10 protein-coding genes are annotated in these 13,153 nt (G+C 70.9%); 2 read left to right on the top strand and 8 right to left on the bottom strand.

All coding sequences use genetic code 11. From position 1 onward, the window contains the following. Positions 1 to 447: 447 nt before the first annotated feature. From VK923_05535 to VK923_05525, 3 genes are all read right to left on the bottom strand, one after another. On the bottom strand, positions 448 to 615 hold the full coding sequence (locus VK923_05535; GenBank protein ID HSJ44130.1) for a hypothetical protein: 168 nt from the start codon (positions 613 to 615) through the stop codon (positions 448 to 450). A 205-nt stretch (positions 616 to 820) separates the two neighbouring features. Beyond that, complete coding sequence (locus tag VK923_05530; protein HSJ44129.1) at positions 821 to 1,969, bottom strand: hypothetical protein; 1,149 nt, start codon at positions 1,967 to 1,969, stop codon at positions 821 to 823. 29 nt (positions 1,970 to 1,998) lie between these two features. Continuing rightward, entirely contained in the window at positions 1,999 to 2,424 is a 426-nt protein-coding gene (locus VK923_05525) for a DUF3131 domain-containing protein (GenBank protein ID HSJ44128.1), read from the bottom strand. On the opposite strand from VK923_05525, the gene VK923_05520 reads away from it, so the two are divergent. Beyond that, on the top strand, positions 2,413 to 3,735 hold the full coding sequence (locus VK923_05520) for a protein kinase (protein ID HSJ44127.1): 1,323 nt from the start codon (positions 2,413 to 2,415) through the stop codon (positions 3,733 to 3,735). The two genes, VK923_05525 and VK923_05520, sit on opposite strands and share 12 nt — an antisense overlap. A gap of 7 nt (positions 3,736 to 3,742) precedes the next feature. Here the strand turns inward: VK923_05520 and VK923_05515 are convergent, their stop codons facing one another. The 4 genes from VK923_05515 to bglX form a co-directional block, all read right to left on the bottom strand. Next, positions 3,743 to 5,626, bottom strand: a complete 1,884-nt coding sequence (locus VK923_05515; GenBank protein HSJ44126.1) for a potassium transporter Kup — start codon at positions 5,624 to 5,626, stop codon at positions 3,743 to 3,745. Positions 5,627 to 6,080: 454 nt separating this feature from the next. Then, positions 6,081 to 6,740, bottom strand: a complete 660-nt coding sequence (locus VK923_05510) for a hypothetical protein (GenBank protein HSJ44125.1) — start codon at positions 6,738 to 6,740, stop codon at positions 6,081 to 6,083. Next, positions 6,737 to 7,435, bottom strand: a complete 699-nt coding sequence (locus tag VK923_05505; GenBank protein HSJ44124.1) for an ROK family protein — start codon at positions 7,433 to 7,435, stop codon at positions 6,737 to 6,739. Before VK923_05505 ends, VK923_05510 begins: the two co-directional genes overlap by 4 nt. Before the next feature lie 144 nt (positions 7,436 to 7,579). Then, positions 7,580 to 9,847: a beta-glucosidase BglX gene (gene bglX / locus VK923_05500; GenBank protein HSJ44123.1), complete on the bottom strand. Its 2,268-nt coding sequence runs from the start codon at positions 9,845 to 9,847 to the stop codon at positions 7,580 to 7,582. A gap of 314 nt (positions 9,848 to 10,161) precedes the next feature. Between bglX and VK923_05495 the strand changes: the two genes are divergently transcribed. Further along, entirely contained in the window at positions 10,162 to 11,202 is a 1,041-nt protein-coding gene (locus VK923_05495; GenBank protein HSJ44122.1) for an ABC transporter substrate-binding protein, read from the top strand. 27 nt (positions 11,203 to 11,229) lie between these two features. Here VK923_05495 and VK923_05490 read toward each other — a convergent pair whose 3' ends face one another. After that, positions 11,230 to 13,011: a substrate-binding and VWA domain-containing protein gene (locus tag VK923_05490; GenBank protein HSJ44121.1), complete on the bottom strand. Its 1,782-nt coding sequence runs from the start codon at positions 13,009 to 13,011 to the stop codon at positions 11,230 to 11,232. Positions 13,012 to 13,153 lie beyond the last annotated feature (142 nt).

Here is a 13,153-nt window from a genome sequence, read left to right as displayed (position 1 = left end):
GGGCTGTCGTGAGTTCGCGTCGGGCGGCGACGGGTGACGTGATCCTCCCCCGAGATCGAGGGCCACGCCGGGCGGCCGCGCGGTGGCATCGTCCTCGCCTCTCGGCGATCGCCCGTCGCGGTCGTATCCGCTCCGGCGTGGGCGTGACGCCTGAACAGAGCCGCCACACCAAGGACGGGGCAGCTCGGCCGGACGGCGCGGCGGTCCGCGTTACTCGGTTACGGTGAAGCTGCCCTTCCGCCCGCCCTCGGAGCTGGCCGACACCCACACGTCGAAGTCGCCAGGTTCGACCGCGAACCGCTCCTCGAGGTTCCAGAACGCCAGGTCGTCACGGTCGAGACTGTCGCCTGCCGACGCCGACGAGCACGGCGGCGCGTGCCGGGTCGGTCGCGTAGGTCTTGGTGATTCGCCAGCGCCCTGAACGTGCCGTGCTGACCTGCCGGTTGGTCAGGCTGCGGCGATCCACGAGTTGCACCTCGTGTAGCGGTCCTCGCGCTCGCGCTCGGTGAACGTCCGGCCTTCGGAGAAGGCGAACTGCAGGTCACGGACGCTCGGGGTTCCGAGGTCGGGGTAGTAGACCTCGGTCAGCTCGCCGTCGTCGAGCGTGAACCACACCTTGCTGGCGAGTGCGGTGGCGGTCCCGAAGCCGTCCTTCGCCGTCGGTCCAGTTCGCAGTCTGACCGGGCGCGCCGGGCGCCGGCCGATCCGCGCCCCAGGCGACCGGCGCGGGGCCTCCGAGGACGGTGAACGCGCCGGCGACCGCGGTGGCGAGCGCGCCGCGGAGACGGTGACGCTGCGGACAGCGATCGCGGGGGCCGGCTCACAAGGTGCGGGACCATTTGCGCTCAGCCGCAGGCGTTCTTGGTGTCGTAGGGCCCGATGGCGTCGGGGCAGCGGTTGGTCCCCTCGCCGCCCTCGTGGTGGTCGGCGGGCGCCGCCGTCGAGGCGATCGTCGCCGGGGCCACCCGAGAGCACGTCGTCGCTGTCGCCGCCGGCGACGAACGCACGGCGCAGCATGTCGTCGCCGAGCGCGTTGCCGATCGCGGCCATGATCATGCCCTGGTCGAGCGAGAGGTGGTACTCCGAGACGGTGCCCGAGTCGACGTTGACCGAGTCGCGGAAGCCCCACTGGCCGTACATGCCGGGGAAGTCGCGCTCGAGCCGGCGCAGGTTGTCGAGGGTCGCACCTGGCGTCCATCGCAGGCCGAGGAAGGCGGCATGCCGGGGTCACGACGCCGTTGGTGTACGCGGACGCCGGCGGGTCGGGCTGCGGGTCGCGGCCCGGGCAGCCCGCGAAGCCGCGGTCGACCAGCGTCCGGTCCTCGTTGGACGGGTTGCCGTTCGGGTCCATGCCGATCGCGTCGACCCCGTAGACCGAGTAGCCGCCCTCGGGCACGTTGGCCGGCGAGAAGCCCCAGTAGCCATAGCCCGCCTCGGTCATCCCGTGGTGGATCTGCGCGCGCACGGTGAGCGGGTGGTTCGGGCCCCAGCTGCCGGGCCCCCAGCGCTCCTCGGGCAGGAACAGCGCGGGCATCAGCGCCTCGAACATGCTGCCGCCCCACGACGGCGTCACGCGCGTGCCGTTGTACGGGTATGCGCCCTCGAAGACGCGCTCGCCGAACAGCGTGCGGTGGAAGCCGACGGGCCTGGTCTCCTGCCAGTTCCAGTCGCAGCTGTCGGGGAAGCTGCGCCACGCGCCGTAGTAGTGGCGCTGCGGGAGCTCGCCCTTCTCGATCCCGATGTAGCTGGCGATCCGGCTCTCCGAGGCGATCGTGTCATAGCAGCAGGGCGCGGCGCCCGTGTCGGGCGCGAAGTGAAACAGGATCCGGTTGATCTCGGGCCGGTAGTAGAAGCCGAAGTCCATCGAGTCGAACAACCGCTGTGCCCGCGCCCGCAGCTCCGGCACGCGGCTCGCCACGCGCAACCCGACCGCCAGCCAGCCGTTGTCGACCGAGGAGAGGTGCGGCACGAGCGGGTCGCCGGTCGGCGGCCAGCTCGTCAGCTTCTCCCCCTGCGGTGGTCGTACCAGTTGAAGTACTGACCGCTCGGCGCGTGGCGTTCCAGGCGCTCGAGCGTCGTCATGGTCTTGCCGAGCCGGTCGACCGTCTCGCCGTGGCCGATGACGCCCAGCCGCTCGGCCACCAGCGCGCTCCACATGTATGCGCCGATGTTCGTGGTCGAGGTCTGCACGCTGCGCGTGCCGTCGGCCTTGAGGCTGTCCGCGGGCAGCCCGCTCTGCTCGTCGGTCATCGCCGCGAACGACGCCCACGTGCCCTCGGCGTAGCGCTGCAGCGGGAAATTCTCGCTCGCGGCCTCGACCATCCCTTTGCCGGGGCGATCGACGTCGAGCATCATGTTGGGTACGAGTGCCGGCCCGGGCGTGGCACGCGCGGACGCGGATGAGAGGTGGACATGCCGGTCCATGGTGCGGGACCCGAGACGGGGACGCTGCTGCAGCGGCGCTACCGTGTCGCCGCGCGGATCGCGTCCGGAGGCATGGGGACGGTGTACCGCGGATGGGATGAGCGGCTTGACCGCGCCGTCGCCGTCAAGGTGCTCCACCCGCACCTGGCGGAGGACGCCGAGGTCCGCGACCGGTTCCGTGCTGAGGCCCGCCACGCCGCGCGGGTCCGCCACCCCAACGTCGTGGCGGTGCTCGACCAGGACGAGCACGCCGGCACGCCGTTCATCGTCATGGAGCTCGTCGACGGGCCGTCGCTGCGCGACGTGCTGGACCACCGGTCCCGGCTGGAGCCCACGGAGCTGCTGGCCTTCCTCGTCGAGGCGTGCGGCGGGCTCGGCGCCGTCCACGCCGTCGGGCTCGTCCACCGCGACGTCAAGCCCGAGAACCTGCTGCATGACGCCTCGGGGCACGTCAGGGTGGCCGACTTCGGCATCGCCCGTGCCCTCGACTCGACCAGGCTCACCCCAGTCGGCACGATGCTCGGCAGCGTGCAGTACATGGCGCCGGAGGTCGTGCTCGGCCAGGCTGCGACGTGGGCCAGCGACCAGTACTCGCTGGGGATCGTCGCCTTCGAGGCGTTGACGGGACGGACGCCGCTGCCTGCCGAGGTGCCGATGGCCGCCGCGCTCCGCCACGCCAGGGAGCACGTCCCGCCACCCAGCAGCCTGCGCCCGGACGTCACCCCCGCCATCGACCATGTGGTGACGACGGCGACCGCCAAGGAGCCGGACGAGCGCTACGCCTCGCTCGACGCCCTCCTTGACGCCCTGGACGCGGCGATCGACGGTGCCGGTGGGCGCCCGACCGACGTCCTGCCGGCGCCTGCACCGGCGACCCGGCGCGCCGTGCCCGATTCCACTCCGGAACCGGCGGCACCGTCCGGCCTCGGCGGCTGGGTGCGCAGGCGCCGGGGGTCCGACGCCCCGCAACCGGCGCCCGCGCCGGGAGGACGGGTCCCCGAGCGGCGCACGGCCGTCCCCCCGGCGCCCGCGCCCGGGGGACGGGTCCCCGAGCGGCGCACGGCCGTCCCGGCCCGGCCCGTGGTGACGCACCGGCCCGTGTACGTACGGGCCCGCATGAGCATGTTGGCGATCGTGTCGCTGGCGTTCACGCTCGTGCAGGTGGGCGCGTTCATCGCGCCGGTTCTCGGCTTCCTCGCCCTGCGCCGCATCGACCGCTCGCACGGCGCGCTGCGCGGCGAGGCCCTGGCGGGCCTGGCGATCCTGGTCGGGCTGGCGCGGCTCGGCGGCAGGGTGCTCGCCCAGCTCTGACCCGACGTCAGATGTCGACCGGCCGGCCGATCTCGACCACGCGGTCCAGCGGCAGCTTGAACAGCTGGGTGACATTCGTCGCGTTGCGGTTCATCACCACGAACAGGCGCTCACGCCACAGCGGCATGCCGGGTCGGGACGTGGCATAGACGTCCTCGTGGCCGACGACGTAGGTCAGGTCGTCGTCGTCGAACCCCCGCCGATGGAACACCTTCTGGGCAAGCGCGCCCGGCACGTCGATCTGGTCGCGGAACCCGTACCGCAGGGTCACCCGCGAGAAGCCCTTGTCGAGCCGCTCGACCTTGGCCCGTTGCGCCCGCGGGACGTGCGCGAGGCCGGACACGTGGACGTGCAGCAGCACGATCTGCTCGTGCAACGCGTTGTTGTGCCGGAGGTTGACCAGCAGCGAGGACGGGATCTGCGTGGGGTCGGCGGTCAGGTGGTACGCCGTGCCGGGCACGCGTGGCGTGTCGGGATCCAGCTTCCCGATGAAGCCCTCGACCGGCACGAGGCCCTTGCGCAGTCGCCCCCCGACGATGAAGCGGCCGCGGCGCCAGGTCGTGATCAGGGTGTACACGATCACGCCGGCGACCAGTGGGAACCACCCGCCGTCGGGGATCTTGAAGATGTTGCCGGTGAAGAACGCCAGGTCGACCACAAGGAAGGCACCGCACAGCGCCAGCGTGGGTCGGCGGGCCCACTCGAACCGCTCGCGAGCCACCACGTAGAACAGCATCGTCGTCACGACCATGGTGGTCGTGACGGCCACGCCGTACGCCGCCGCCAGCCCGCTCGAGGTGCCGAAGCCGAACACCAGTCCGATGCACGCGATCATCAGCGTCCAGTTCATGCCGGGGATGTAGACCTGCCCCTCCTGCTCCTCGGACGTGTGCTGCACGCGCAAACGCGGCAGGTAGCCCATCTGCACGGCCTGCATGCTCAACGAGAACACGCCGCTGATCAGTGCCTGTGACGCGATCACCGTGGCGACCGTGGACAGCACCACCAGCGGGATGGTGGCCCAGCCGGGGGCCAGCCGGTAGAAGGGGTTGTCCACCGCACCGGGGTTGCTGATCAGCAGCGCACCCTGCCCGAAGTAGTTGAGCAGCAGCCCGGGGAGGACCACCGTGAACCAGGCCGCCTGGATGGGCGTGCGACCGAAGTGACCCATGTCGGCGTAGAGGGCCTCTCCGCCGGTGACGACCAGGAACACCGATCCGAGGACGAGGACGCCGGTGAATCCGTTCGTGACGAAGAACTCGACGGCGTAGGTCGGGCTCAACGCGACGAGGACCGACGGGTCCCGGATGATGCTCACCAGCCCGAGGACACCCAGCGTGGCGAACCAGACCACCATGATCGGGCCGAACACGGCGCCGACCGCGCCGGTGCCGCGCCGCTGGAACGCGAAGAGCCCGACGAGGATCGCGACCGCGATCGGGATGATCAGCGGGTCGAAGGCGTCCGTGGCGACGGAGATCCCCTCGACGGCCGACAGCACCGAAATGGCCGGCGTGATCATCCCGTCGCCGTACAGCAGGGCGGTGCCGAAGATGCCGACCAGGATCAGCGCGCGACGGCGCCCCTTGCCGTGGTAGTCGCCCCAGCGCGGGATCAACGCGGTCAGCGCCAGGATGCCGCCCTCGCCCTCATGGTCCGCCTTCATCACGAAGACCAGGTACTTGATCGAGATGACCACGATCAGCGACCAGACGATCAGCGACAGGATGCCGAGGATGTTCGCCGGCTCTGGATCGATGGACCGCTCGGCGAACGACTCGCGGAACGCGTACAGCGGGCTCGTGCCGATGTCGCCGTACACGACGCCCAGGGCCCCCAACGACAGGGTGGCCAGCCGCTTGACCCGCGGCCGGTCATGGTCATTGACCAAGACAGCTCACCCAAGACCACATGCCCATGCACATCCGATCTCTCGCCGCCTGGTCGCGCGCCACGCACGCCCCCGATCACGCCGGCCAGGCGCATGCCTACCCTACGCCGAACCCGTGGATGCGCCGACAGTCGACCGGCGTCAACTGATCCAGACGTCCACCCTGCGACGCGGGTCGTGCGCGTGTTCGCGGACCACGGTCAGCCGGTTCTGGTTGACCAACCGTGACAGCGGTACCTACGATCCCACCGAGGCATTCGCCGGGCGGGTGCCCGGGCCCCGGAGAGCCCCATGCATGCCTCCTCCGTCACCGCCTGCTCGGGCTATCGTCGCACTCGGGCTCCTCGTCTCCGTGGCGCAACGACCCGCAGTAGGCATGAGTTTGGCGGGTTGACCTGCGGGAACGCCGAGATCCCCCCGATGGGGGTGTGTGCCTAGGCGCCGGCTGGTGCGGTCAGCCGGTGGCGGGGTCGACGTCGAGGAAGCGGGGTGGCGTGTCGACACCGAGCATGCGCAGGATCGCCAGCTGCCGGCTGGTGAGCTCGGTGCGATGCAGCACCCGGCCGCTGTTGCCGGTGAACTCGCCGACGTGGAGCCGGTCGAGCTCGTGATGCAGGGTCCGCCAGGTGTCACCGGTCTTGGTCTCGGCGACGCCGATGCACAGCAGCGCCAGCCGGCACAAGATGACGTGCGCGCGGATGCGGTCTTCGATGCGGTGGAACCCGGGCCGCAGCTCCAGGGTGGACTTCATGTCCCGCCAGCCGCGCTCGACGTCCAGCAGCTGCTTTTCCCGAACGCCACGTCCTCGGCCGACATGGTCGGATCCGAGGTGCGGAGCAGGAACTTGCCGTCCAGCTTCGCCTCCGCCGCCATGGCCGCACGATCGACGCGCAGCAGCCCAGAGGTCGTCGTGCGAAGGAACCGGCGTGAACCGGCCGGCACGGCTGGCGGTGATCGCGTCGAGCGAGACGGTCGCCAGCAGGGCCCCGCCGGTGATCAGGAACTTCACGTCCGATTCGCGACCGCGCAGGTCCATGCCGTTGGCGATGGAGCCGATCACGAGCGCGCCGAGCAGCGCCGCCCACACCGTCCCGCCGCCGCCGAACAGGCTCACGCCGGCGATGACCGGCCCCGCGACCAGGGATCAGCAGGGCGAGCGGGACCCGACGGTCGGCGTTCACGATCGCCGCGGCCGCGGCCCCGTCGCCGCTCCACCGGCGCCGAAGCGGCGATGGCCGCCTCGCGACCTGCTCTGTGGTCGCCTCGATGAGCGGCGCCGAGGTTCGCGTCGTTCTCGACCAGAACCGGCAGCTCGAGCCGGTTGCGCAGCTCCTCGGCAGCGGTGACGCCGACCCAGCCCGGCAGGATCGCCGAGGAGCCGATGCTGCCAGTCGCCCGGTGGATTGGAGCGGGGAGGGCGACGCCCGCGCCGATCACGCGCCGCCGCTGCGCAGCGGCCTCGGCCAACGCGCCGGTAACGAGCTCGGCCGCCGCGTCGAGGCCCTCCGTCGCCTCGTGGTCGACATCGAGCTCGACCACGCCCTCGGCGACGATCGTCGACGAGAGGTCGGAGACCGCGACACGCACGCCGACGTGTCCGAACGCGATCCCGACGGCGGCACCCGCAGACGCGTCGAACGCGAGCAGCATCGGCGGCCGTCCGCCCTGGGCGCCGTGGAAGGCCCCCAGCCAGGCGCGCTCGATCACGAGCCTGTCGGCCTGCAGGTCGGCGACGAGGCTCGAAACCGTCGAGCGCGACAGGCCCCTCCGCCCGCTTTCCGGGGTCGGTAGGCCCGGGGCTCGCGGCACCAGCCACTGCACATGCGTGCGTCATCGGACTGGCTCGGGCCGCAGGAGCACTCGGGCCGGGTTCGACCGCGTCGCGCCCCCGAACCCGTTTCTCTCACCTCGCCGGGGTTGGCGCGAGACCTCCAAGGAGCTGTGGAGGCGTCATCATCTCACCGTGAACGACTGCTTGAGCTCGGCCTTGGAGCTGTTGCCGGCGTAGACGTCGATCGTGCCGCGCTCCACGACGAACTTCCCGCGGTTGTCGTAGAAGCCGAAGTCGCTGCGGTCGAGCGTGAACGTCACCGTCCGCGTCTGGCCCGGCTCGAGCGTCACGCGCTCGAAGCCGCGCAGGCGGCGGACCGGCTGCGAGATGCTCGCGACCGGGTCGTGGATGTAGACCTGCACGACCTCGTCGCCCTCTCGGCCGCCGGTGTTCGCGACGTCGACCGACGCGGTCAGGCTGCCGTTGCGCGAGACGCTCGACGAGCTCAGCCGCAGGTTCGTGACGTCGAACGTCGTGTAGCTCAGGCCGTGGCCGAACACGAACAGTGGGTCGCAACTCGGGATATCGCGGTGCTGCGAGTTCCACTTCACGTCCTTGTTGCACGGGCGCCCGGCGGGCTCGTGGTTGTAGTAGATCGGCACCTGGCCGACCCGATACGGGAACGACGCCGGCAGCTTGCCGCCCGGGTTGACCTTCCCGAACACGACGTCGGCGACAGCGGGCCCCGCCTGCACGCCGGGGAACCACGCCTCGAGGATCGCCGGGGCGTCCTCGACGATGTTCTCCAGCGCCAGCGGGCGGCCGCTGAACAGCACCACCGCGACCGGCTTGCCGGTCGCCTTGATCGCCCGGATCAGCTCCTCCTGCCGGCCCGGCAGATCCAGAGTGCTGCGCGAATTCGCCTCGCCGCTCATCTCGCGCGTCTCGCCCAGGGCGAGCACCACCTGGTCGGCCGCGTTCGCGACGGAGACCGCCTCAGCGAATCCGGCGTCCGAGCCGCAGCCCTCCGGATCCGTGTGCGGCACCTCGGTGTTGGAGAGCTCGCAGCCCTCCGCGTAGGTCGCGCCCGGGCTCTGCTCGTTGATGCCGTCGAAGACGGTCACGACGTCCCCGTCGTCGCCGCGCCCCCACCACGGGCCCAGCATGTCGTGCTGGTTCTTGGCGAGCGGCCCGATCACGGCCGTGGACTTGGCCGGGTCGAGCGGCAGGATCCCGCCCTCGTTCTGGAGCAGCACCATCGACCTGCCGGCGGCCTTGCGGGCCGCCGCGACGGCGTCGGGCAGCAGCATCTGCGCGTCGGCCTCTTCGGGCTCGAACGGCGCGTACGGGTTCTCGAACAGCCCGGCGCGGAACTTCACGCGCAGGATCCTGCGCACCGCGTCGTCAATCCGCCGCATCGAGATCCGACGCTCGGACAGCAGCTGCGCCCCGAAGTCCCGGATCAGCGTGCTGGTCATCTCCGAGTCGACGCCCGAGTTGAGCGCGAGCGCCGCCGCGTCAGGGCCGTCGACGGCGACGCCGTGGCCGCACTCCGCTTCGTCGGGGTTCTTCGGCGGGCACGCGCGCAACTCGGCGACGGCCGTCCAGTCGCTCTCGACGAAGCCGTCGAAGCGCCACTCGCCCTTGAGGATGTCGTTCATCAGGTAGTCATTGCCGCAGGCCGGCACGCCGTTGAGCGCGTTGAACGAGCACATCGCCGTGTCGGCGCCGGCGTCGACCGCCGCCTTGAACGGCGGTAGGTAGAAGTTGCGCAGCCGCTGCTCGGACATGTCCGTGGTGGCGTAGTCACGCCCGGCCTCCGGTTCCCCGTACGCCGCTAAGTGCTTCGGGCTGGCGATGAGCCTGTCACGCGCGCTGTAGTCCGGGCCCTGCGTGCCCTTGACGCGCGCGGCGGCCATCACGGAGTTGAGATAGGGGTCCTCGCCGGCCGCCTCGGCGATCCGCCCCCAGCGCGGCTCGTGCGAGACGTCGACCATCGGGGCGTAGGTCTGCTTGAGCCCGACCGCGGTCGACTCACGCGCCCCGAAGCTCGCGTCGTCGGATGCAACGCTCGGATCGAAGCTCGCGCCGGTTCCCAGCGGGATCGGGAAGACGGTCCGGAAGCCGTGGATCGTGTCGAACGCGAACAGCAGCGGGATCCCCAGCCGCGACTCTTCCACCGCGATGCGCTGGAAGTGCCTGATCTGCGCCGGATCCGTGAGGCTCAGGATCGAGCCGAGGCCCCTCCTCACCTCGTCATCGGTGACCCTGAAGTCCGGCAGCAGCTGGATCTGCTCCAGCTTCTCCTCGAGCGTCATCTGAGACAGCAGATCGTTGACGCGGGTTTCGATCGCCCGGTCGGCCGGCTGGCGGGTGGGTTGCAGCGCGGCCTCGTCACCGGACTGCGTCGCCGCCACGACGCCGCCGGCAAGCAGCAAACTGAGCGCCACCACCGTCGCCCCGATCGCCGTCCTACGTCTCCGAGGCCCCATGGCGTCCTCCTCATGCAACGCGGCACTCACCGCGCCGCGACGCTATCAAGGGGGTGGATGCGGGCACCTGTCCGTTCGGACTGTGTGCGTCCTCTAGTCTGCGTGCCGTCCCGGCAGGGGCGTTGCTGGCGGGGCGGCGCCGGTCATGCACCGGACGTGTGCCTGTGGTGGCCGGCGTCCGGACATCGTGCACCAGCGAGACGATCGACCGTCATGGAGTGCCTCCGCGAGGTCGTGCCGGGTGCCTACTGGGTTGTGGCAAGGGGGCGGCGATGGCCGCGTTGCGCATGCCGGGCGGAGTCGTCGTGCTGGTCGTGCTGGCACTCGTCGGGGTCTCCGGGTGCAGCCGGGCCGAGCCGGCCGCACAGGAGCGCAGCAGCGTCCGCTCGGTCACGTCCGCGTCGGACGAGGACGGCGGGAATGGTGCGTCGCAGGCCGCGCCGGAGAAGACCGAGCTCACGATCGGACTGCTGCCGCTGATCGACGTCGCGCCGATCTACATCGGGATCGAGGAGGGGCTGTTCGAGCGCGAGGGGCTGACGATCGACATCCAGGCGGTGCAGGGCGGTGCGGCCGCGATCCCTGCCATGGTCGCTGGCGAGCTCGACCTGACGTTCGGCGCCTACCCCTCCACCATGACCGGCGTCGCCAATGGCCTGGACCTGCGGATCATCGCCGAGGGCAACCGCGCCGCACCGGGGTTCAGCAACATCGTGGCCCTGCCCGGATCGGGCCTGGAGGGCGATGTCGCCGGGCTCGAGGGCAAGCGGGTGGGCCTCAACACGTTCGCCAACGTCGCGGAGCTGACCACCCGATCGGTGGTCGAGAGCGCCGGCGCCGCCTACAGCACGGTCGAGGCGGTAGAGATCCCGTTCCCGGAGATGGTGCCATCCTTGGAGCGTGGGGAGCTCGACGCGATCTTCGCCGTCGAGCCGTTCGACACGATCGCCCAGTCGTCGCTGGACGCCGTGGTCGTGACCGACCCCTACGTCGGGGAGACCGAGGCGCTGCCGGTCGCCGGCTATTACGCGACCGGCAATTTCGCGACGAACTTCCCCAACACGATCGCGGCCTTCCAGCGCGCCCTGATCGCCGCGACCGACATCGCCGCGAACGATCCCGAGCGGGTCGTCGACGTGCTGCCGACCTACTCGGACCTCGACGCCGAGGCGGCCGCCACGGTCACTCAGCCGCAGTTCGCGGCACGCATCGACCGCGACGAGATCCAGCGGATCGTCGACCTCATGGTCGAGTTCGAGTTCCTCGACGAACCGGTCGACCTGGACGAGATCATCGTCCGGACGCCGGAGTGACGGCCGGCGCGGACCGCGCCGCGCCGTTCAGCCCGTCAACGTCTGCAGGATGATCTCGCGGACGTCGGTGGCCCGCACGGCGCCGTAGGCCTGACCGCCGACCGCCTTGGTCATCCGCTCCAGCGCGTTGAGGTCTGCCTGGCCGCCGTAGCCGATCGCGATGAGCCCAACGGGGCGTTCACTGTCGGCCAGCTTGCGCAGCTGACTGAGGGTGCGCTCGAGTCCGAGGGTGCCGTCGGGGTTGTCTTGCCTGCCGTCGGTCAGCAGCACGATGTCGTTGACGCGTTCCGGGTCAAAGTGGCGCTTGGCCTCGCGGTACGCGGCGAGCACTGTCTCGTACAGTGCGGTGTCGTGACGCGGCTGCATGGCCGCCAGCGCGTCCTCGACCGCCTGCCGGCGGGTGACCGTACCGACGTTCTCACCCAACGGACCCATCGCGACGAGTTCCCGGTGGTGCTCGCGGGCGAGATCGGTCGAGAACTCCCACAGCCCGAACCCGCTGTCGTCGACCGCCAGCTTCACTGCCTCGGCGGCGGCCGCCGTGGCCACGTCCAGGCGCGTGCCGTCGGTGCCCCTCGCAGCCTCGGCCATCGACCCGGAGACGTCGATCACTGCCAGCGTGTTGGTCCGCTGCGACACCGTGTCCCAGGTGTTGAGGACCTGCTGGACGACCTTGGGCCGTGGCGGCTGGACCTGGGTGCCGGCACGGTCGACCGCGATGCCCTTTGCCCTGCGCAGCACGTCGCCGACCTCGCCGTCGGCGCCGCGGAACCCCAGCTCCAACAGCCGGTTCTGGGTCTCCTCGCCCTGGAGGATGGCGAGGAACTCCAGCGCCCGCTCACGGCGCTCCTCGTCGACCCAGTCTCCCTCGAGCACCACGAACGGGTAGTCGAGCGCGAGGCTTCCCTCGGGTGGGTACCAGGCCGCCAGCGGCACCTTCGGCTTGCTCAGGCGCATGTCGTCGTCGGCGGTACCGGGCGGCAGGCCCGCGTTGTAGCGCCACACCTGCCGCTCGTCGATGGGGAACGCCGACACGAAGTCGAGCCCGACACCGGCCCGGTCGGCGCGGCGCAGTCCCGAGAGCTGCTCGAGGGTGGTGTTGTCCGTGCGGGCGACCGAGCGCTCCAGCTGCAGCAGGTTCAGGCGCACGCGATCGCGCTGGACGCTCTCGGCGGACAGTTCGTCCGCCCACACACCGCCGAGCGCCGCACCAACGGAGATGATCGACTGGGCCGCCGCCGCGGACCGCCGCGGCGTGGTCAGGCCGAACTTGAAGGGGCCCCACTCCTCGTGGCCGTGCGCCTTCCAGCCCTCGGGCTCGGAGATCAGGTCGGCCAGGTCCGCCCAGCTCAGCTGCGCTCTCGGCCAGCCCAGCACCTTGGCCATCGGACGGGGCATGGCGACCACGGTGGGGGACCGCGCGATCGACGGCGTGTCGTCACCGACGAGCGTGGCACCGGTCTCCGTGGCCCGCAGCAGCTGGACCCACGACGTCGCCTCGGGGATCCACACGTCGGGTGGTGGGCCGTCGGCGCTCTGGTCCCAGCCGTCGGCCAGGTCGTCGACGACGTCGGCGGAGGAGTCGGCGATCACCTGGAAGGCGTCACACTCGTCCTCGGCGTTGCCGCGGAACTCGGCGATCCGGTCCGACAGCACGCCCGCGATGTCAGGTGACGCGTAGACCCTGAGGGTCACGGCGTCGCAGGCGTTTGCAGCTGCCGCCGGCGCGGACCCGTCAGGGCGCAGCCAGGTGCCGACGAGCACTCCCGCGAAGACCGACAGCATGAAGGCCACGCCGACGATGGCCATCGTCGCGCGCGACCACCGCTGACGTCTGCGCCGCCGTTGGGGCCGTGCCGATCCGGAGCCATGCCCGTACGCGCCGGATGAGGGAGGAGATGTCATGGAACTGAGCCAATGTGCCCCGAGAGGTCGTCAGCCTAGCAAAGGC

The sequence above is a fragment of the Euzebyales bacterium genome, from assembly GCA_035461305.1.
GTDB lineage: Bacteria > Actinomycetota > Nitriliruptoria > Euzebyales > JAHELV01 > JAHELV01.
The sequence above is the reverse complement of the archived record's forward strand: the minus strand, read 5'-3'. Positions and strand labels throughout refer to the sequence as shown.

Coding starts and splice junctions, on each gene's coding strand:
- VK923_05525 (HSJ44128.1), bottom strand. CDS start 2,424: ATGGACCGGCATGTCCACCTCTCATCCGCGTCCGCGCGTGCCACGCCC.
- VK923_05490 (HSJ44121.1), bottom strand. CDS start 13,011: ATGGCCATCGTCGGCGTGGCCTTCATGCTGTCGGTCTTCGCGGGAGTG.
- VK923_05495 (HSJ44122.1), top strand. CDS start 10,162: ATGGCCGCGTTGCGCATGCCGGGCGGAGTCGTCGTGCTGGTCGTGCTG.
- VK923_05520 (HSJ44127.1), top strand. CDS start 2,413: ATGCCGGTCCATGGTGCGGGACCCGAGACGGGGACGCTGCTGCAGCGG.